General features: G+C 73.0%; 18 protein-coding genes and 1 riboswitch. Of the genes, 14 read left to right on the top strand and 4 right to left on the bottom strand.

The annotated features are described in order from the left end of the window. The first annotated feature begins 32 nt into the window (after positions 1-32). Positions 33-665, top strand: coding sequence for a helix-turn-helix domain-containing protein (locus tag QQM72_RS05945; protein WP_314219712.1), 633 nt, complete (start codon positions 33-35; stop codon positions 663-665). After that, positions 662-784 (top strand): DUF6126 family protein, encoded by a 123-nt coding sequence (locus tag QQM72_RS05950; RefSeq protein WP_314219713.1) that lies wholly within the window; start codon positions 662-664, stop codon positions 782-784. The genes QQM72_RS05945 and QQM72_RS05950 overlap by 4 nt, the downstream gene beginning before the upstream one ends. 71 nt (positions 785-855) lie before the next feature. Here QQM72_RS05950 and QQM72_RS05955 read toward each other — a convergent pair whose 3' ends face one another. Continuing rightward, positions 856-1,653 carry a tyrosine-protein phosphatase gene (locus QQM72_RS05955; RefSeq protein ID WP_314219714.1) on the bottom strand — a complete coding sequence of 266 codons (798 nt, stop codon included), beginning with the start codon at positions 1,651-1,653 and terminating at the stop codon, positions 856-858. A 223-nt stretch (positions 1,654-1,876) separates the two neighbouring features. Here QQM72_RS05955 and QQM72_RS05960 point away from each other — a divergent pair, with 223 nt between their 5' ends. From QQM72_RS05960 to QQM72_RS05985, 6 genes are all read left to right on the top strand, one after another. Then, positions 1,877-3,952 carry an alpha-galactosidase gene (locus tag QQM72_RS05960; protein WP_314219715.1) on the top strand — a complete coding sequence of 692 codons (2,076 nt, stop codon included), beginning with the start codon at positions 1,877-1,879 and terminating at the stop codon, positions 3,950-3,952. A gap of 304 nt (positions 3,953-4,256) precedes the next feature. After that, positions 4,257-4,416: riboswitch (cyclic di-AMP (ydaO/yuaA leader) on the top strand. 4 nt (positions 4,417-4,420) lie between these two features. Continuing rightward, positions 4,421-5,398 (top strand): M23 family metallopeptidase, encoded by a 978-nt coding sequence (locus tag QQM72_RS05965; protein ID WP_314219716.1) that lies wholly within the window; start codon positions 4,421-4,423, stop codon positions 5,396-5,398. A 240-nt stretch (positions 5,399-5,638) separates the two neighbouring features. Continuing rightward, a complete protein-coding gene (locus QQM72_RS05970) occupies positions 5,639-7,534 on the top strand; it encodes a rhamnogalacturonan lyase family protein (RefSeq protein WP_314219717.1) in 1,896 nt (631 codons plus the stop codon). A 14-nt stretch (positions 7,535-7,548) separates the two neighbouring features. Beyond that, positions 7,549-8,265: a DUF6250 domain-containing protein gene (locus QQM72_RS05975; protein ID WP_314219718.1), complete on the top strand. Its 717-nt coding sequence runs from the start codon at positions 7,549-7,551 to the stop codon at positions 8,263-8,265. A 126-nt stretch (positions 8,266-8,391) separates the two neighbouring features. After that, positions 8,392-9,177, top strand: coding sequence for an SGNH/GDSL hydrolase family protein (locus QQM72_RS05980; RefSeq protein ID WP_314220132.1), 786 nt, complete (start codon positions 8,392-8,394; stop codon positions 9,175-9,177). Positions 9,178-9,341: 164 nt separating this feature from the next. Beyond that, positions 9,342-10,103, top strand: coding sequence for an SIMPL domain-containing protein (locus QQM72_RS05985; protein WP_314219719.1), 762 nt, complete (start codon positions 9,342-9,344; stop codon positions 10,101-10,103). A 336-nt stretch (positions 10,104-10,439) separates the two neighbouring features. Here QQM72_RS05985 and QQM72_RS05990 read toward each other — a convergent pair whose 3' ends face one another. After that, positions 10,440-11,060, bottom strand: coding sequence for a TetR/AcrR family transcriptional regulator (locus QQM72_RS05990; protein WP_314219720.1), 621 nt, complete (start codon positions 11,058-11,060; stop codon positions 10,440-10,442). Positions 11,061-11,118: 58 nt separating this feature from the next. Next, a complete protein-coding gene (locus QQM72_RS05995) occupies positions 11,119-12,306 on the bottom strand; it encodes a Glu/Leu/Phe/Val dehydrogenase dimerization domain-containing protein (protein WP_314219721.1) in 1,188 nt (395 codons plus the stop codon). A gap of 180 nt (positions 12,307-12,486) precedes the next feature. On the opposite strand from QQM72_RS05995, the gene QQM72_RS06000 reads away from it, so the two are divergent. The 6 genes from QQM72_RS06000 (at position 12,487) to QQM72_RS06025 (ending at position 18,596) form a co-directional block, all read left to right on the top strand. Next, positions 12,487-13,716, top strand: coding sequence for an MBL fold metallo-hydrolase (locus tag QQM72_RS06000; protein ID WP_314219722.1), 1,230 nt, complete (start codon positions 12,487-12,489; stop codon positions 13,714-13,716). Between the two features lie 310 nt (positions 13,717-14,026). Continuing rightward, entirely contained in the window at positions 14,027-16,450 is a 2,424-nt protein-coding gene (locus tag QQM72_RS06005; protein WP_314219723.1) for an ATP-binding protein, read from the top strand. A 62-nt stretch (positions 16,451-16,512) separates the two neighbouring features. Next, a complete protein-coding gene (locus tag QQM72_RS06010; RefSeq protein WP_314219724.1) occupies positions 16,513-16,947 on the top strand; it encodes a roadblock/LC7 domain-containing protein in 435 nt (144 codons plus the stop codon). A gap of 2 nt (positions 16,948-16,949) precedes the next feature. Beyond that, a complete protein-coding gene (locus QQM72_RS06015) occupies positions 16,950-17,321 on the top strand; it encodes a DUF742 domain-containing protein (protein WP_314220133.1) in 372 nt (123 codons plus the stop codon). Continuing rightward, entirely contained in the window at positions 17,299-17,961 is a 663-nt protein-coding gene (locus QQM72_RS06020; protein WP_314219725.1) for a GTP-binding protein, read from the top strand. The genes QQM72_RS06015 and QQM72_RS06020 overlap by 23 nt, the downstream gene beginning before the upstream one ends. Before the next feature lie 62 nt (positions 17,962-18,023). Beyond that, on the top strand, positions 18,024-18,596 hold the full coding sequence (locus QQM72_RS06025; protein WP_314219726.1) for a GAF domain-containing protein: 573 nt from the start codon (positions 18,024-18,026) through the stop codon (positions 18,594-18,596). A gap of 10 nt (positions 18,597-18,606) precedes the next feature. Here the strand turns inward: QQM72_RS06025 and QQM72_RS06030 are convergent, their stop codons facing one another. Then, the gene (locus QQM72_RS06030; RefSeq protein WP_314219727.1) at positions 18,607-19,212 is read right to left on the bottom strand and encodes a GOLPH3/VPS74 family protein; all 606 of its coding nucleotides are present in this window, start codon (positions 19,210-19,212) and stop codon (positions 18,607-18,609) included. Between the last annotated feature and the right edge of the window lie 23 nt (positions 19,213-19,235).

The following is a 19,235-nucleotide window of genomic DNA, read 5'->3' on the forward strand; positions in this document are numbered from 1 at the left end:
CCGCAGAGGCAATTCCGGCGTGGAATGGAGCCATGAGCTCGCCCGAGTCCGAGGACCCGGCGGAACCAGCCGGGGCTCTTCACGCCGTCGCCCCCCAGCTGCGCGCCCTGCGCCGCAGGGCCGCCCTCACCCTGGAGGCCGCGGCCCGCGCCGCCGGGCTGTCGCCCGCCCATCTCTCCCGCCTGGAGACCGGGCAGCGCCAGCCCTCGCTGCCGATGCTGCTCGCGCTCGCCCGTGTCTACGGTACGACGGTCTCGGAACTGCTCGGTGAGACGTCCGCCGACCGGGACGCCGTCGTCCGCGGCGCGGGCATGGAACCGACCCGCGCGGGCGGCTGGACGTACTGGCAGGCGGGCGCCTCCGGGCGCGGGATGCAGGCCCTGCGGGTCCACGTGCCGTACGGCTCCCAGGGAGACGTCGTGCGCGTGCACCCCGGGGAGGAATGGCTGCACGTCCTGCGGGGGCGGCTGCGGCTGCGCCTCGGGGACACCACCGAACTGCTCGGGCCCGGTGACAGCGCGCACTTCGACTCGCTGACCCCGCACCGCATAGCGGCGCAGGACGCCGACGGGGTCGAACTGCTCTTCGTCCACACCCTGTTGCAGAGCCCCACGGCCACGCTGTGCCTGGGCCCGACCCCTTCGGACATCGGAGAGACGCCATGAAGGACATCGAGGAGAAGTTCCCCCGCACCCTCTGGATCCGGCTGATCATCTACATCGCGGTCGGGCACGTCTTCGCGGCGTTCCTCTGGCTGCTGTTCGAGGTGGGGGCCAAACAGTAGGGCCGCCGGGCGCCAGTGCGGCCTGCGGGGCACGGAGCCCGACGTGATACCGGACACGGAGCCGGACGCGGTCAGTCGAGCAGGCGGTTCCGCAGCCGCTCACGGGTCTCGGGGGAGAGCCCCAGGCCTTCCTCCAGATAGGTGTCGACGCCGCCCCACGTCTCCTCGATGGTCTCCAGGGCCGCCGCGAGGTACTCCGCACGCGCGTCGAAGAGGGGGCTGAGCAGCTCCATGACCTCGGGGGAGTAGGCCGCGGCGGAGGTGGCGCTGCGGCGCACCCGGTAGCGGCGGTGCTTGGCGTTGGACTCCAGGTAGTCGGCGAGGACGGCCTCGCGCTCCACGCCCAGGGCGAGCAGCGTCACCGCGATGGACAGGCCCGCGCGGTCCTTGCCCGCCGCGCAGTGCATCAGGGCCGGGACGCTGTCCTCGGCGAGCGAGTGCAGCACCCGCGCGTGCTCGGCCGTCCGCTCCTTGATGATCGAGCGGTAGGAGGCGATCATCCGGCCGGCGGCCTTGCCGTCGCCGAGGATCCCGCGCAGCTGTTCGATCTCGCCGTCGCGGACCATCTTCCAGAACTCGGAGCCGTCCGCCGGGTCCGACAGGGGCAGGTTCACGTTGCGCACGCCCGGGAGCTCGACGTCCGGGCCCTCCAGCTTCTGGTCCGCGGCGTTGCGGAAGTCGAAGATCGTGTGCAGGCCCAGGCCGGAGAGGAACGCGGCGTCCTCGTCGGTCGCGTGCGCGAGGTGGCCGCTGCGGAACAGCACGCCGTGCCGCACCCGCCGGCCGTCGACGGTCGGCAGACCGCCCACGTCCCGGAAGTTGCGCACACCGGCCAGCTCGGGCTCGGTCGACGGGATCTGCTGCGTCACGGGGGCTTCCTCCCTGTCGGTCTCCGTCGGCGCGGCTCGTGGTGGCCGACGGGACGCTTCCCCGACGATACGACATGGGTTCCCCGGGCAACGGGTTGTCCACAGGGCGGCACTCCGCTCGTCCGCCCAGGTGAAGAGTTGTCCACGGAAAGTTGCCCGGCAGGCCGACGGCATTCGATGATGTTGGCGCTTGATCGCACCTGTTCGAATTAGTGGGGGTTTGATGCCCGAGATCGCCGACAATGGCCGTACCTGGCTCCTTTCGGGGCCGACGAGCAGCTATGCCCTCCACCTGACCGGGGCCGACGAGCTGGTCCACCTGCACTGGGGTCCGGGCATCGCGCTCGCGGACGCCGAGGCGCTCGCCGCCCTCCCGGCGTCGGAGCGGGGGGCGTCCTTCGAGTCCCCGCTCGACGGCCGGGAGGAGTACCCGGTCGAGGGCGGCCCCCGCTTCGTCCGGCCGGCCCTGTCGGTGCGCACCGACGAGCGGCGCGGCACCGAGTGGTCCTACGAGGACTTCGAGGCCGACGACGACGGGCTGCGGCTGCGGTTCCGGGACGGGGGGCTCGCCGTCACCCTGCACTACCGGATGCGCGGCGATGTCGTCGAGCGCTGGACGACCCTGCGCAACGACGGCGAGGGGCCGCTGGAGCTGCTGCGCGCCGACTCCGCCACCTGGACCCTGCCCGAGCGCGACGACTGGCGGCTGTCGCAGCTGCACGGCCGCTGGGCCGCCGAGTCCCGGCTCACCCGGTCTCCGCTCACCTACGGCGAGCAGGTCATCGGCAGCCGCCGCGGCCACACCGGGCACCAGCACCTGCCCTGGGTCGCCCTGGACACCGACGCGACCGAGGAGCGCGGCGAGGTCTACGGCTGTGCGCTCGGCTGGTCGGGCACCTGGCGGATCGCCGTCGCCCAACTCCCGGACGCGCGCGTGCAGATCACCGGGGGCGTCGGGTACGACGACTCGGGGCTGCTGCGGCTGGCCGCGGGGGAGTCCTTCACCACACCGGTCTTCGCCGGCCTGTGGAGCGACGCCGGCTTCGGCGGGGCGAGCCGCACCTGGCACGCCTACCAGCGCGCGCACGTCGTCCCGGACGCCGAACAGGACCGGCCGGTGCTGTTCAACTCCTGGGAGGCCACCTACTTCGACATCTCCGAGGAGCAGCAGGGCACCCTCGCCCGGCGGGCCGCCGCGATCGGCGTGGAACTCTTCGTCGTCGACGACGGCTGGTTCGGTGCGCGCACCGGCGACCACGCCGGGCTCGGCGACTGGCGGCCCAACCCCGACCGCTTCCCGAACGGGCTGAAGCCCCTCGCCGACCAGGTGCACGGCCTCGGCATGCAGTTCGGCATCTGGGTCGAGCCCGAGATGGTCAACCCGGACAGCGAGCTGTACCGGGCGCATCCCGACTGGGTGCAGTTCCAATCCGGACGAAAGCGGACGGAGTTCCGCAATCAGCTCGTGCTGAACCTCGCGCGCGAGGACGTCCAGGAGTACCTCTGGGAGCAGCTCCACGCGCTCCTGTCCAGCGCGCCCGTCGACTATGTGAAGTGGGACTTCAACCGCTGCTTCACCGACGCCGGCTGGCCGGACGACCCCTACCCGCAGCGCCTCTGGGTCGACCACGTACGGGCCCTGTACGCGCTCCTGGACCGGCTGCGGGAGGCCCACCCCCAGGTCGCCTTCGAGTCCTGCTCCGGCGGCGGCGGGCGCATCGACCTCGGGATCATGAGCCGCACCGACCAGGTGTGGACCTCCGACAACACCGATCCGCTCGACCGGCTCGACATCCAGCACGGCTTCAGCCAGATCCACCCCGCTCGGGTCATGGCGGCATGGGTCACCGACAGTCCCAACGCCCAGCTCAACGGCCGGGTCAGCTCGTTGCGCTTCCGCTTCGTCAGCGCCATGGCCGGCGTGCTCGGCGTCGGCGGGGACCTCTCGCGGTGGAGCGAGGAGGAGCTCACCGAGGCGCGCCGATGGGTGGACCTCTACAAGGAGATCCGGCCGCTCGTGCAACAGGGCGACCTGTACCGGCTGCGGCCCCCGGCGGGCGGCCTGAGCGCGGTCCAGTACGTGCGCGGTGACGAGAGTGTCGTCCTCGCCTGGCTCCAGGCGCAGCGGTTCGGCGAGCCCGTTCCGGCGCTGCGGCTGCGCGGACTCGACCCGGCGGCATCGTACGAATGCCGCGAAACGGGCGAAGTCCACCGGGGAGCGGTGCTGCTCCATCACGGGCTGCGCACCGGACTGCGGGGCGACCTTGATGCGACGGTTATCCGGCTGCGTCGCATCTGAGGTTTCTGTCCGAATTGGTTCCTTAATTCCAACTAGCTCTGGAATTAAGGAACCTGGAGAGCTGTCACGTGAGCAGCGTCATATCCGTGACCGTATGTCGCCCGTCATGTTCACGTAATTCGCATGCCTTTCCAGGGTGCTTGGCGGTGGATGGCCCCCTTGTCTCACGGAGTGTGACCGGGAATTCTCACAGCGGATCAAGAGAAAGGCGTGAGCGGCGCAACCGCTGCTTGTCCCTGTGCGTCCCGGTCGCTTACGTTCCACACCAATCCGGACGGACGCCGAATCCTGCCACCGCCCGGAGTCCGCACACCCACCCGTATCTGGCAGGAGCGGGGGACCCACAGGTACAACCGCCTGTTCCGGTCTCCGGAACAGGCTTTGGGGTAAAGCCGCGCCTCGGCGCGGCCGGGCATCTCCAGTCCGCACCCGACAGCTGACCTCGCAGGCGCCGGAGAGGAATTCGCCATGCCCGCGAAGGGTAAGCACCGCCGTCCGAAGACCCAGCGCTTCACTCGTTCCATAGCCGTCGCCGGAACGGGCGGCGCCGCGCTCGCCCTTCCGCTCATAGGTGCCGCCGGCGCGCACGCGGCCCCCGCGCAGTCCGTCGCGCAGTCGGCCTCCCAGGCCGTTCCGGAAAAGGCCGTGCAGTCCGTGCCGGTGGCGCGGAAGTCGGCCACCGCCACGACGGCCAAGTCCTACACCGTGCGGTCCGGCGACTATCTGTCGAAGATCGCCGACGAGCAGAACGTCAGCGGCGGCTGGCAGAAGCTGTACCAGGACAACCGTCAGGCCGTCGGCGGCGACCCGTCGCTGATCCACCCCGGCCTGAAGCTCTCGATCGGCAAGAAGGCCGCGAGCACCGGTTCGTCGTCCGGTTCCTCCTCGTCCTCCGCTTCGAAGCCGAAGGCGTCCGGGACCAAGTCGTCGTCCTCGTCGTCCTCGTCCTCGTCCTCGTCGTCTTCGTCTTCTTCATCCGGTTCGTCCTCCTCGAAGGCGGTCACCCAGGCCGCCGACAGCGGCACCGGTACCTCCGGCGGTTACACGCTGCCGGTGGCGGGCGCCGTCGTCGGCACCGCCTACCACACGGCCGGCAGCATGTGGTCCAGCGGCTACCACACCGGCACCGACTTCGTCGTCCCGACCGGCACCTCCCTCAAGGCCGTGGGCGCGGGCACCGTCGTCTCCGCGGGCTGGGGCGGCGCGTACGGCAACCAGGTCGTCATCAGGCTCGCCGACGGCTACTACGCCCAGTACGCCCACCTGTCCCAGCTCTCCGTCTCGGCCGGCCAGACCGTGACCGCGGGCCAGCAGCTCGGCCTCTCCGGCGCCACCGGCAACGTGACCGGCCCGCACCTGCACTTCGAGATCCGCACCACGCCGGACTACGGCTCGGACGTCGACCCGATCGCCTACCTCCGCGCGCACGGCGTCTCCGTCGGCTGACCCCCGCCGACCGCGACGACCTCCCGCCTGACACGCGGCCGAAGGCCGGACCCCGATCCCCGGGTCCGGCCTTCGGTGTGTCCGGGGGAGGGGAGGGCCGGTGTCGGACTTTGCGCGTTCATGATCGTTCTGTTGCGTTCTTGTGGCAGCCCTTCTTGCCCCGTCGACAGGCGGGACAGAGTGGGGACACAGTGATCCCCGTCAGCGAGCAAGCGCTTTCTATCGCTCTTCGGAGGTCCTGTGTCCGGCGTCGACCGACGCATCTTCATCAAGGGCGCCGCGGCCGCGGCCGCCGTCACCGCCGTCACCCTGCTGGCCGGACTCGTCTCCGCGCCCGCCGGGCACGCCACCGGGGTCCCGCGCCGGATCGTCGAGAACCTCGACCGCGGCCTGGTCGCCACCCCGTCCGGCGAGGGGACCTTCCTCAGCTGGCGGCTGCTCGGCACCGAGTACGCGCGGCACGCGAACGCCATCGCCTTCAACGTCTACAAGAACGGACGCCGGCTCAACCGGGAGCCGCTGCGCAAGTCGACGACCTATCAGGACGACAGTCCGGGGGCGGGCACGTACACCGTCCGCGCCGTCGTCGACGGGCGGGTGCAGAAGCCGAGTGCGGCGGCTCTGCGCTTCACCGACGGCTACGCCGAGATCCCGCTGGCCGGTGCCGACGGCTACACCGTGCAGCATGCCTGGCCGGGTGACCTCGACGGCGACGGGCGCTACGAGCTGGTCGTCAGCCGGCTGTCCGGGACCCGCGACAGGCCCGATCTGCTGGAGGCCTACACGCTCACCGGCGAGCGCCTGTGGCGGGTCGACCTCGGACCCGGCTCGTACACCCAGGTCGGCGGGAACGGCGCCAACGACCCGGCGCCCGCCGCGATCAGCGGGTCCACCGCGATCGGCGGCTATCGCAACGACGACAACGTCACCGTCTACGACCTCGACGCCGACGGCCGCGCCGAGGTGCTGGCGCACACCGCCGCCGGGACCACCTTCGCCGACGGCGCACAGGTCACCGCCGCCTCGCCCGCGAACCAGTTCGTGTCGGTGATCGACGGAGCGACCGGCGCCGAGCGGACCCGTCAGCCCGTCCCCGACGACTTCGTGGCCGACGGCCCCTCCGGCGGCCACTTCGGCATCGCCTACCTCGACGGCGAACACCCCAGCCTGGTCACCAAGCTGGTCACCCGGGTCGGAGCCAAGCGCGGCTCGTTCCGGGTCCTTTTCCAGACCTGGGACTTCAACGGCACAGATCTCGAACGCCGTTGGAAGTACGTGGTGGACCCGGCGACCGGCGCGACCAGCTTCCACCAGATCCGCACCGTCGACGTCGACGGGGACGGCAGGGACGAGATCGCCGACGGCAACTACGTCGTGAACGGCGACGGCACGCTGCGCTACGTCGTCGACGGCGCCATCCACGGCGACCGCTTCGACATCGCCGACCTCGACCCCGACCGGCCCGGCCTGGAGGGCTTCGCCATCCAGCAGTCCGAGCTGGGCATCGTCTCCGCCTTCCCCTGGTACTACTACGACGCCGCCACCGGCGAGCGGCTGGTCACCGGCTCGCACCCGACGAGCCCGGTGAGCGACGCGGACCTCGACACCGGCCGCGGGAACGCCGCGGACATCGACCCCGGCCACCGCGGCTACGAGTACTGGACGTCCACCGCCGACGTGACGCGGCCCGGCGCGGGAGTCTTCAACGTCCGAGGCGGCAAGGTCTCCGCCACCACTCCCAGCGTCAACTTCCGTATCTGGTGGGACGGTGACAAGGCGTCAGAACTGCTCGACTTCACCCGCGTCGAGAAGTGGGACCCGGCGACCGAGAGCAGCGCGACGGTCTTCGACCCGGCCGGCGTCGTCTCCGGCGCCCGCAACGCCACCCCGTTCTACGGCGACCTCGTCGGCGACTGGCGCGAGGAGATCCTCGCCGAGACCGCCGACCACACCGCCCTGCGCCTCTACACCAGCACCGTGCCGACCGACACCCGCGTCTACACGCTCGCCCAGAACCCCGCGTACCGCCTCGGCTGGACCGTCCGCGGTTACCTCCAGTCCACGTACACCGACTACTACCTCGGCACCGAGACCCGCCGCGTCCCCGAGCCGCACCTCACCACCCCCGCCCACTGAAGGAGCCGACCATCATGACGACCACCCGCAGGGCGTTCGGAGCCCTCGCCGCCGGCGCCGCGCTGGCAGCCCTCGCCCCCGCCACGGCCGCGACCGCCGCGAGCGGCCGGCCCCGCCACCGCCGCCTCATCGCCCACGACGACTTCCGGCACGGCCTGCGCCAGTGGGCCGTCGAACTGGAGAAGGGCGGAACGGTCACCGCGTCCCGCGGGACCCTGGAGGTCGACGTGCCCGCCGGGGCGACGATCTGGTTCAAGCGGCCGCTCGAAGGGCCGTACGTCCTCGAGTACGTGGCCACGCCCGTCTCCGCGGGCGGGGTCAACGACCGCGTCTCCGACCTCAACAACTTCTGGAACGCCGTCGACGTCCGCTCCCCGGAGAACCTCTTCGCCACCCCGCGCGGCGGCGCCCTCGCCGAGTACGACTACCTCAAGACGTACTACGTCGGCTACGGCGCCAACACCAACACCACGACCCGGCTGCGCCGCTATGTCGGCGAGGCGGGGGTGCGTCCGCTGATCTACGACTACACCGAGCCGCTGCTCGTCGCGAACGAGCCGAACCACGTCCGTATCGTCTCCGACGGTTCGGTCGTCCGCTGGTGGAACAACGGCCGGCTCGTCTTCGACCACACCGACCCGGAGCCCTACACGGGCGGGCACTTCGCCTTCCGCACCACCTGGAGCCATTTCCGGATCAACGACTTCCGGGCGTGGTCCCTTATTCCCTGATTGGCAAAGTCTTTAAGGGTGTCTTATCTCACCGCCCGTCAACCCCTTCCTACGATCGCGTAGGTCACATTCGAAGGTGAATGATGAACTGCTGTGGCAGACGATTCGAAGAGTGACGACAGATCAGTGATCGGGTCGTACGTGGCGGTGGGGGACAGCTTCACCGAGGGCGTCGGCGACCCAGGCCCCGACGGGGCGTTCGTCGGCTGGGCGGACCGCTTCGCGGTCCTCCTCGCCGACCTGCGGCCCGAGGGCGACTTCAACTACACCAACCTCGCGGTCCGCGGGAAGCTGCTCGACCAGATCATGGAGGACCAACTCCCCAGGGCGGTGGAACTCGCCCCGGACCTGGTCTCCTTCTGTGCGGGCGGCAACGACATCCTCCGTCCCGGTACCGACCCGGACGAGGTCGCCGAGCGTTTCGAACGCGCGATCTCGGCCCTGACCGCCGCGGCCGGCACGGTCATGGTGACCACCGGCTTCGACACCCGTGGCGTCCCCGTGCTCAAGCATCTGCGCGGCAAGATCGCCACGTACAACGGGCATGTGCGTGCCGTGGCCGACCGCTACGGCTGTCCGGTCCTCGACCTGTGGTCCCTGAAGTCCATTCAGGACCGCAGGGCCTGGGACGGCGACCGGCTCCACCTCTCCCCGGAGGGGCACACGCGTGTGGCACTGCGCGGTGGGCTGGCCCTCGGCCTCGAGGTACCGGCCGACCCGGAGCAGCCCTGGCCGCTGCTCCCGCCGCGCGGCACCCTGGACGTGCGGCGCGACGACGTCCACTGGGCGCGCGAGTACCTGGTGCCGTGGATCGGACGACGGCTGCGCGGGGAGTCCTCCGGCGACCATGTGACCGCCAAGGGCACGCTGTCGCCGGACGACATCAGGATGCGGATAGCGGCCGTGGCCTGATCCGCCGACCGGGTGGGCGCGGCCGGCCGCGGACGACGCACGGCAGGCCGCTCCACCAGTGAGGTGATCGCACGGGAGTGGTGCCCGGGCGGGGCCGGGCACGGGTGCTGGGATGACCGCACCCGCACCTGGCCCCGCCCGACACCTCCAAGGACCGGTCCCGTATGCCCTTTCCCCGTACGCCCGTCGCCGCGGCCCTCGTCTCCCTGCTCGCCCTGGGCGCCCCCGCACTCACCGCGCCCACGGCGGCCGCGCTGCCCGCCCACCCCGCCGCGGCGGGCCGTCCGTTCGCACCGGACAGCCCCGCCACCGTCACGGTGACCGGAGAGGGCAGCGTGAGCGCGCCGCCCGACCTCGCGGTCGTCGGCGCCGGTGTCGAGGCCTCGGCCAAGACCTCGCAGTCCGCGCTGGACGCTCAGCACGAGGCGGCCGCCGCGCTGCTGGCCGCCGTCCACGCCCAGGGCGTCGCCGACCGGGACATCCGTACGGAGAGCATCTCCCTCGACGCCGTCTACCGCCACACGGGCGGCACCGCCCGCCTGACGGGCTACCAGGCCACGCAGTCCTTCTCCGTGAAGGTGCGCGAGGTGACGAAGACCGGCGCGGTCGTGCAGGCGGTCACCGACGCCACGGGTGACGCGGGGCGGATCGGCTTCGTGGCCTTCGACGTCTCCGACCCCGCCCCGCTGCGGGCCGGCGCACGCGAGGCCGCGCACGCCGACGCCCACGCCAAGGCCGAGCAGTACGCCGGCCTCAGCGGCCGCCGCCTGGGCCGGCTCGTCTCGCTCAGCGAGGACACGTCCAGCTCCCCGCGTCCGGCGCCGTCGGCCGCGGACACCCCGGGTGCCGGCCTCGGCGGTGTGCCCGTCGCGCCCGGTGAGATCCGGGCGACGGCGACGGTGACGGCGGTGTACGAGCTGGACTGAGCCGCGGCCCCCGGCGGGTCCCCGTGGCGGGCGGCGTAGGCGGCGGCGTGGGCCAGTGCCCGGTCGAAAGCCTGCTGGCGGGGGTCCCAGATGCGGGCCAGGTCGCCGGTCGGTTCGAGGTGACCGGCGCGGTCGGCCGCGGACACCCCGGGCGCGGCTCGGGCGGTGTACGAGCCGGACCGAGCCGCCCGCCGGAGCCCGGCACGGGCCGGGGCGAGCGCCGGACCGCCGTTCCGGCCGTGCTCGCGCGTCACTCCCGTCCTCGCGTCCCTGCCGCGTCCGCGCCGTTCCCGTGCCGTCGCCGGGCGGTCGGCAGTCGCGGCGGGAGCCGGTCCCTCAGGGCTTGTGGGCGCGCAACGTCTCGGGGCCCAGACCGAGTTCGCGGGCCAGGGCCTCGTCGACCCACTCCTGGGCGCGGGCCCGGGACACCGTGCCGGCGTAGGACGTCAGCTGTACGGCGAGTCCGTCGAGCAGGGCCGTCAGACGCAGGGCCGTGCCGGCCGGGTCCGGGCACCGGAACTCGCCCGCGGCCACGCCCTCCGCGATCACCTCGGCGAGCGCCGCCTTCCACTCCCTGTCGAGATCGCGCGCGACCTCCCGCAGCGCGGGCTCGCGCAGCGACACCGCCCAGCCCTCGATCCACAGCCGCCAGCCCTTGGCCTGTCCCGTGGGCGCGTACCAGCGCACCGCCGACCGCAGCCGGCGCAGTGCGGTGGTACGGCGGCCGACCAGCTTGCGCAGCCGCGCCAGGTCACCCTCGGCCGCGTAGGCGAACGCGTCGGCGACCAGCTTCTCCTTCGTCGAGAAGTGGTAGAGCACCAGGGCGTTGCTCACACCGAGGGCCGCGGCGACGTCGGCGATCCTGACCGCCGCCACGCCCCGCGCCTCGATCTGCTCGATGGCCGCCCGCAGCAACTCCTCGCGCCGCTCGGCCACACTCAACCGGACCCTCACCACGCCGTCACCCTAATCCGTCGGCGTGCGCGAGGACCGGCCGGTCCTCGGCGGCGGACGCTCACGGAGCGGGCCGGTACCGCCCGAAGCGTTCCGCGATCACCGGCAGCCGCTGCTCGGCGATCGTGTGCGCGGCGGCCCGGGGTGTCGTGCCGTCCGTCTCGGCGCGGGCCAGCACCAGTTCCACCAGGGCGCGCATCGAGCGGCGCGTGTACGCGAAGGCCTCCGCCGCGTCCGCGCCGATGTCGCCGAACAGTGTCCACCACCACCAGGCGTTCGTCCCGGAGTTGACCACGACGTCCGGCAGCACGCTCACCCCGCGCGCGTGCAGCAGCTTCTCCGCCTCCGCAAGGACCGGCATGTTGGCGGCCTCGGCGATCCACCGGGCGCCGATCCGCTCCTGCTCCTCGACCCCGATGGCGTACGACACGGCGGCCGGCACCAGCACCTCCGCCTCCACCGACAGCCAGGCGTCGCCCGGCAGCTCGAGGTCCGCGGGGCGCAGTACGGCGCGGTCCACCGTGCCGTGGGCGTCCCGCGCGGCCAGCAGCGCCTCCACGTCGAGACCGGCCGGGCAGGCGATCGTGCCCTTGACGTCGGCGACGGCCACCACCGTCAGCCCCGCGCGCGTGAGGAAGCGCGCCGTGGCCCCGCCCATGGTGCCGAACCCCTGGAGGGCGACCCGCGTCCCGGCGTACGCCACCCCGCCCCGGTCCAGCGCGGTGAGCACGGACTCGGCGACCCCGCACCCGCCGACCAGCTCGTCCAGGCCGATGCCGTCCACCTCGACGGCGAAGGCGGCGGCGAGCCGCTCGCGGGCGGCGGACTCGTCGTCCAGCAGCGGGTAGACCGCCTGCACGGACGACACCAGCCCCGCTTCCGCGGCCGCCCGGTCCACCAGGTCCTGGGTGAGCCCCAGATCCTCGCCGGTGGTCCAGCAGCTCTCCACGTACGGCCGCACCGCCCGCAGGTACCGCACCAGCAGTCCGTACGCCTCCGGGTCCCGGGGGTCGCAGTCGATGCCGCCCTTGGCTCCGCCCAGCGGGACGTAGCGGGCCTCGGGGTCGTAGTGCAGCGCCTCCTTGAGGCTCATGCCGCGGGCGAGCCCGGTCACCTCCTCCAGCGTGCAGCCCGCCCGCATCCGCAGCCCGCCGCTGCACACGCCGCGCACGAGCCGGTCGACGACCAGGTGGCCCCGGCGCCCGGTGACGTGATCGGTCCAGGTGAGCGACAGGAAGGGGGCGGTCATACGGACTCCTCGACCGGCGGGCCGGTACGGCCGAAACGGCTGGTACTGAACAGTGGGTCAGTATCGGAACGCGGGGACGCCGTGTCAAAGCAGGCTCGCTGCGGAATGACCGGGGTGTCCCCGGCGTTGTCGGAGCGGGCAACCATAATGGAATGCCTCAGCGACTCCCCTGGAGGTACCGTGTCCGGTTTCCGTTCCCTGAGCTCCGGGCTCCGCGCTCTGCAGCCCGCGGCCTTCGGCGCGGATCCGAGCGGCGAGCGCCTGGCGCGCATCCGCAGATCGCCCCACTTCAAGGACGGGGTCTTCCAGAACCCCGGCGGCCCGGCGCGGACCCGTCCCTCGGGATCCACGCTCGACTTCGCCAAGGTCTTCTTCGACAAGGAGCAGCGCCCCCGCCGCGCCCCCGCGGGCACCGTACCGGTGCACCCCACCACGCTCGCCGACCTGGCCAAGCCGCCGGCCACGGGTCTGCGGCTGACCTGGATGGGGCACTCCAGCGTGCTCACGGAGATCGACGGGCAGCGTGTCCTGTTCGACCCCGTCTGGGGTGAGCGCTGCTCCCCCTTCCCCTTCGCGGGGCCCAGGCGGCTGCACCCGGTCCCGTTGCCGCTGGCCGCGCTGGGCCCGGTCGACGTCGTCGTCATCTCCCACGACCACTACGACCATCTGGACCTGCCCACGATCAAGGCGCTCGCGGACACGGACACCCTGTTCGCCGTGCCGCTCGGCGTCGGCGCCCACCTCGAGCACTGGGGCGTGTCCGCCGACCGGCTGCGCGAGCTGGACTGGCACGAGGCGACGAAGGTCGGCGGACTCACCCTGACCGCCACCCCGGCCCGGCACTTCTGCGGCCGTGGTCTGCGCAACACCCAGCACACCCTGTGGGCCTCCTGGGTGGTCGCGGGCGAGGAACACCGCGTCTACCACAGCGGTGACACCGGCTACTTCGAGGGCTTCGAGGAGATCGGCGCCGATCACGGTCCGTTCGACGCGACCATGATCCAGATCGGGGCCTACTCGGACTTCTGGCCCGACATCCACATGACCCCCGAGGAGGGCATGCGTGCCCATCTGGACCTCCAGGGCGGTCCCGGCGGAGTGATGCTGCCGATCCACTGGGGCACGTTCAACCTCGCCACCCACGCGTGGACCGATCCGGGTGAGGGCACCCTGGCCGCCGCACGGGCCGCCGGGGCGCGGGCCGCCCTGCCCAAGCCCGGCGAGCCTTTCGAGCCCGCCGCCGAGACGGTCCCGGGCGAGCCGTGGTGGCGCGAGGTGGCACTCGCGCCGGCCGCCGGATGGCAGCCCCTGGTCGCGACGGTAACCAAGGCCAAAGCCGATACCGAGAGTGACGAAGGTCGGGGTGTCGTCGAAGGCGGCGATGCGCCGGAGGCGGTCCCGGCGGGCTGACGGGGCTGGAGGCGTTCGACCGTGCGGGCCGGGGAGCGAAGAGCTCCCCGGCCCGCACGGTCGTTTCCGGACCGTCTCCGACCAGGTCTGATCGTACTTTTTCCGTGTTGTCCTCCGGGTGGTGCGGCCTTATCGGTCTGCCGTGCGAAGCCTCATACCAGAGCGGGACGCTCGCTGGGTGACTTTGTCAACTGCCCACCGCACCTGACACGTTGCCGACTACTGTGAGTGGCCGTCGGGCGACACCGGGCCGAATTCCTCGTCCCTCCCGACCGACAGCCAGGCTCGACGGACCAGTACGAGGACACCGATGTCTCACCTCCGCGCACCCGCCACACGCGCCGACCGCCGTGAGGGCGGACGGCACGGGCGGCCGGTCGCCCGCCCCGCACCGGCGCCGGCCGAGACACACATACGGCCCCAGTTGCTGCGGCTCGCCGTGCTCCCGCCGACCGCGGTCGCCCTCAGCGCCTGCGCGGTCGTCCTGTTCACCGTGCGCTCCACCGGCGTCCGGCCCGGCGTGACCCTGTGGGCGGTCCTCGCCGGCGCCGTCGCGGTGACCGGCGTCGGCATCGTGATCGCCGCCGTGGCCGCGGACCGCGCAGCCCGCTCGGTCAGCGACCGTGTCGCGGCCCTGCGCCGCGGCAGCGCGCGCGGTGAGGCCGAACTGCGCGCCGTCATCGAGGCGCTGCGCCGCGGAGAGGTCCCGCCCCGGCGCACCTCACGCGGCGGACCGCCCGGTGACGGCGACGACTTCGAGCTGCTCGCCGCCGACCTGGCCCGGGCCCACGAAGGGGCCGTCACCGCCGTCGTGCAGGCCGCGCAGCTGTCCAGCCAGGCCGGCAGCGAACAGAAGCTGGAGGTCTTCGTCAATCTCGCGCGTCGCCTTCAGTCCCTGGTGCACCGCGAGATCTCGATCCTCGACGAGCTGGAGAACGCGATCGAGGACCCCGATCTCCTCAAGGGTCTCTTCCACGTCGACCACCTCGCCACCCGCATCCGCCGGCACGCCGAGAACCTCGCCGTCCTCGGCGGGGCCGTCTCCCGGCGGCAGTGGAGCAATCCGGTCTCCATGACCGAGGTGCTGCGCTCCGCCATCGCCGAGGTCGAGCAGTACGCGCGGGTGAAGCTCGTCCCGCCCATCGACGGCGAACTGCGCGGCCACGCCGTCGCCGACGTCATCCACCTGCTCGCCGAACTCGTCGAGAACGCCACGGTGTTCTCCGCCCCGCACACCCAGGTGCTGCTGCGCGCGAACCTCGTCACCTCCGGACTCGCCGTCGAGGTCGAGGACCGCGGGCTCGGTATGCCCGTCGAGGAGCAGAGCAGGATGAACGCCCTGCTCGCCGACCCCGACCAGGTCAACGTCGGCCGTCTGCTCGCGGACGGCCGGATCGGCCTGTTCGTCGTCTCCCAGCTCGCCCGGCGGCACGGCATCCGGGTCCGCCTCCAGAGCAACATCTACGGCGGCGTCCAGGCCGTCCTCGTCGTGCCGCAGGCGCTGCTGGGCTCCGCGCCGGGCGTCGCCGGGGCGGTACCGCACGGACCGGACACCGATGGCGGCGGCCTGCCCCTCGTGCCCGCCGCACCCCCCGCCCCGGCCGATCCGGTACGGCCGCCCCTGCCGCCCGCCCGGTCCCACGCCGCCCGGACCCCCGATCCCGTCCCGCCGCACGGGCCGCGGCACACCGCGGACGTGGGCCGTCCGGCAGGCTTCGCGCATCCGCAGGACGCGCCGGGCACGGGCGGGTCCTCGGTGCCGCCCCCCGGACGGGACACCGACGGCGCCGGGCGGTCGTTCGGCCCGGCGCGGGCACAGGGCGGCGCCACCCGCCCCGGCCCGTCGGCCGGCCCACCGCAAGCGTGGAACGTCCCGGGGACGGCCCCGACCTCGACCACGACTCCGACCCCGACCCCGACCCCGATCCCGTCCCCGACGCGGGACACGCCCGGGTCCGGGGTGCCCGTGATCGCCCCGCCCCCGCAGGGCCACCCGAGCGGCTCCGGCCCGGCCCATGCCGCCGTGCCGCCCCCGCACCACGGCCCCGCGCCCGCCGAGCCGACGTCGCAGCGGCCGGGCGCGCCCGCGCCGCTGCCCGTCCGGGGCGCCCGCGCGGCACGGCCCAACCCGGCCGAGGCCGTGCCCGGCATCCGGCGCGGCGACCGGCCCGTCGTCGAGGAGCACGCGGGTATCGCGCCCACCCCGCGCGTCGGCGCGGTGCGCGGCACCATGGGCAAGCCCCAACTGCCCCGCCGCCGTGCCCAGGAGCACCTCGTGCCCCAGCTGCGCGGCGGCCCGGCCCCGCGCCAGGACTCCGAGCAGCCCGCCGGCCACGACCCCGGCCTCATGGCTGCCTTCCAGCGCGGCATCGGCCTCGCCGAGGCCCAGCAGAGCCTGGAGGCGGACGCCACCGACCCCGCACCGCCGCGCCCGCCGGCCCCCCTCGAAGTCGCGCTCGACCCGGCCGCCCACCCGGCGTCCGACCACGGCCTGCTGCCCGGAAGCCACGGTTGCGCGGGCGACGGCGCCCCGGGCGGGGGCGCGGAACAGGGCCGGCCGGCGCCCCTGTCCGCCGACGCCGACGTACGGCCGCCGCACCCGTCCCGCATACCGCAGGCGCGCCCCGCACCCGCCGCCGCGCCGCCCGAGGCGTACGGCGCGGGTGACGGGCCGGACCTGCCCGGTCCCGACCGATCCACCGCCCGGCACGACGGGAGCGCACCAGCCGGATGAGCACGGTCACCCCCACCCCCAGCGCTCCCGCAGACCTATGTACCCCAAGGAGTCGATCCACCATGGCGAGCGATGCGCCGACCGGCCAGGTATCCGATCTCGACTGGCTGATGAGCGGCCTCGTGCAGCGTGTACCGCACACCAAGAGCGCGGTGCTGCTCTCCTGCGACGGACTGGTGAAGTCGGTCCACGGCCTCGACCCGGACAGTGCCGACCACATGGCGGCGCTGGCCTCCGGCCTCTACTCCCTCGGCCGCAGCGCCGGCGTCCGGTTCGGCGACGGCGGGGACGTGCGGCAGGTCGTCGTCGAACTCGACTCGACGCTCCTGTTCGTCACCACCGCGGGCTCGGGCGCGTGTCTCGCGGTGCTCGCCGGCCGGGAGGCCGACGCGGCGGTGCTCGGTTACGAGATGTCGATGCTCGTCAAGAGCGTCCGGCCGTATCTCATGACGGCACCCCGGCAGCACGCCGTCGAACCGTCGGTGATGGGGCCTTGAGCGTGGCGGCGGCCGGCGACGGGCCCTGGCTCGACGACGCGGCCGGGCGGCTGGTGCGTCCGTTCACGGTCAGCGGGGGCCGGACCAAGCCCAGCGTCGCCCTCGACCTCATGTCGCAGGTGATGGCCACCGGGGCGACCCCCCTCGGCTACCTCGGTCCCGAACACGCGACCGCGCTCCACCTGACCCGCGCGCCCGTGTCGGTGGCCGAGATCGCGGCCCATCTGAGGCTGCCGGCAGCGGTCACCAAGGTGCTGCTCGCCGACCTCCTCGACTGCGGGGCGCTGACCACCAAGCCCCCCGAGTACCACCACATCCCCACCGACCGGGCCCTTCTGGAGGCAGTGCTCGATGGACTACGACGACAGCTCTGAGTACGACGCGTACGACGGGCACCGCGAGTACGACGCCGACGCCCGTGACGGCGGCTCCGACCCCTTTCCCACGGCGCTGAAGATCCTGGTCGCGGGCGGCTTCGGGGTCGGCAAGACGACCTTCGTCGGCGCCGTGAGCGAGATCGCGCCGCTCAGCACCGAGGAACTGCTCACCACGGTCAGTGCCGCCACCGACAACCTCGACGGCATCGAGAACAAGGTCGAGACGACCGTCGCCATGGACTTCGGCCGCATCACCCTCGACCCGAGCCACGTCCTCTACCTGTTCGGCACACCCGGCCAGGAGAGGTTCTGGTTCATGTGGGACGAACTGTCCGAGGGCGCCCTCGGCGCGGTCATCCTCGCCGACACCCGCCGCCTCGAGGAATGCTTCGCGGCCGTCGACTTCTTCGAGGAACGCGGACTCGCCTTCATCATCGCCGTCAACGAGTTCGACGGCTCCCACCGCTACAAGCCCGAGGAGGTGCGAGCCGCCATCGACCTCGCCCCGGACGTCCCCGTCGTGCGCTGCGACGCCCGTATCTCCGCGTCCGGTGTCCAGACCCTGCTCACCCTCGTCAAACACCTCATCGCCCACGCACCGGCCGCACCCCAGCCGAGCCGCGGCGCCCACATGTGATCCCCGCACCCAACGCCCCCGGAGCCGCATATGACGTACGTCCACAGCGACGGAACCCGGCCATGAGCTACGACCCGCCGCGCCCGGCCGGTCGTCTGCTGCTCACCCCGGAGGACAGGGAAGCTCCCGCCCGCGCCCGCAGGCTGCGCAGACTCGGCCTCGGGGCACAGCCGGAGCCCGCCCTGGACGCCTTCGCGGACCGCCTGGCCGAGGTGGCCGGAGCGCCGTACGCCATGGTCAACTTCCTCGACGAGCAACGGCAGTTCTTCGCCGGGCTGCACACCCCGCAAGGCGGCCGGGCCGCGCGCGGCGGCAAACCCGAGGTGGGCCGCCGGCTGCCCCGCGACTACGGCTACTGCCCGCATGTCGTCGCGCGGCGCAGGGCGCTGGTGCTCGAGGACGTGGGCGATTACCCGCGCTTCGCGGGCAACCCGGTCGTCGACGAGTACGGCATCCGCTCCTACCTGGGCGCCCCGCTCATCGACACGAGCGGCATGGTGCTGGGCACCGTGTGCGTCGCCGATCTCACGCCCCGGCCCTGGGGGAAGGCGGGCCTGGAGACCATCAAGTCGACGGCCGCCGAACTCGCCGGACACCTTCAGCGGCGCGAGACCGGCGGGTTCCCCGAGCCCTGAGGTGCGCCGCTCACGGGGCCCGCCAGATGTTGTCGAAGGCGGCGTCCTCGATGGACCGACGCTGTCGTACGGCCTCGAGTTCCGCCACCGCGTCGCCGACCGCCGCCAGGACCGTCACGACCGTGTCGCCGGGGAGGTCCGGGAAGCCGTCGGCGGGCTCCTCGCGCAGACCCACGGCGGCGCCCAGGGCGGCGAGGACCGGTTCGTCCGCCGCCCAGCGCCCGGTGGCGTGGCGACGGGCCGGTGAGTCGAGCGGCTCCGTCGCCGCGGACCGGAAGGGGAGCCGGCCGTGGCGCGCCCGGCCGGTCAGCCCGTCCGCCTCGAACCGGGCGGAATAGGCCGCGGCCAGGCCGCTGCCGCGCCGCCACAGCCAGTCCTCGGCCGACTCGTACGGCGCCGCCCGTACGAGTGACGCCGCGGCCTCGGCCAGGAGGCGGTCGTCCGGTGCCGGCGCCGCGCCGGGCACGAGCAGGTCGCCGTCGAGGGCCACCGCTCCGGTCCCGACGAGATCGATCAGTTCGGCGCCCGCGAGGGCCAGGGACAGTTCGCCCTGCCCGGCGGGGCGTACGGGTGTCACGTCCATCGCGACGAGCAACAGGTCCCGTGCTGTGGTCATCGAGGGCTCCACGTCAGTCGGCC

The sequence above is a fragment of the Streptomyces zaehneri genome (genome assembly GCF_032248645.1).
Taxonomy (GTDB): Bacteria; Actinomycetota; Actinomycetes; order Streptomycetales; family Streptomycetaceae; genus Streptomyces; species Streptomyces coriariae.

Bases quoted from the DNA above. Each gene is read 5' to 3' on its own strand.
- QQM72_RS05945 (WP_314219712.1), top strand. From the start codon at position 33: ATGAGCTCGCCCGAGTCCGAGGACCCGGCGGAACCAGCCGGGGCTCTT.
- QQM72_RS05950 (WP_314219713.1), top strand. From the start codon at position 662: ATGAAGGACATCGAGGAGAAGTTCCCCCGCACCCTCTGGATCCGGCTG.
- QQM72_RS05960 (WP_314219715.1), top strand. From the start codon at position 1,877: ATGCCCGAGATCGCCGACAATGGCCGTACCTGGCTCCTTTCGGGGCCG.
- QQM72_RS05965 (WP_314219716.1), top strand. From the start codon at position 4,421: ATGCCCGCGAAGGGTAAGCACCGCCGTCCGAAGACCCAGCGCTTCACT.
- QQM72_RS05975 (WP_314219718.1), top strand. From the start codon at position 7,549: ATGACGACCACCCGCAGGGCGTTCGGAGCCCTCGCCGCCGGCGCCGCG.
- QQM72_RS05985 (WP_314219719.1), top strand. From the start codon at position 9,342: ATGCCCTTTCCCCGTACGCCCGTCGCCGCGGCCCTCGTCTCCCTGCTC.
- QQM72_RS05995 (WP_314219721.1), bottom strand. From the start codon at position 12,306: ATGACCGCCCCCTTCCTGTCGCTCACCTGGACCGATCACGTCACCGGG.
- QQM72_RS06005 (WP_314219723.1), top strand. From the start codon at position 14,027: ATGTCTCACCTCCGCGCACCCGCCACACGCGCCGACCGCCGTGAGGGC.
- QQM72_RS06010 (WP_314219724.1), top strand. From the start codon at position 16,513: ATGGCGAGCGATGCGCCGACCGGCCAGGTATCCGATCTCGACTGGCTG.
- QQM72_RS06020 (WP_314219725.1), top strand. From the start codon at position 17,299: ATGGACTACGACGACAGCTCTGAGTACGACGCGTACGACGGGCACCGC.
- QQM72_RS06025 (WP_314219726.1), top strand. From the start codon at position 18,024: ATGAGCTACGACCCGCCGCGCCCGGCCGGTCGTCTGCTGCTCACCCCG.
- QQM72_RS06030 (WP_314219727.1), bottom strand. From the start codon at position 19,212: ATGACCACAGCACGGGACCTGTTGCTCGTCGCGATGGACGTGACACCC.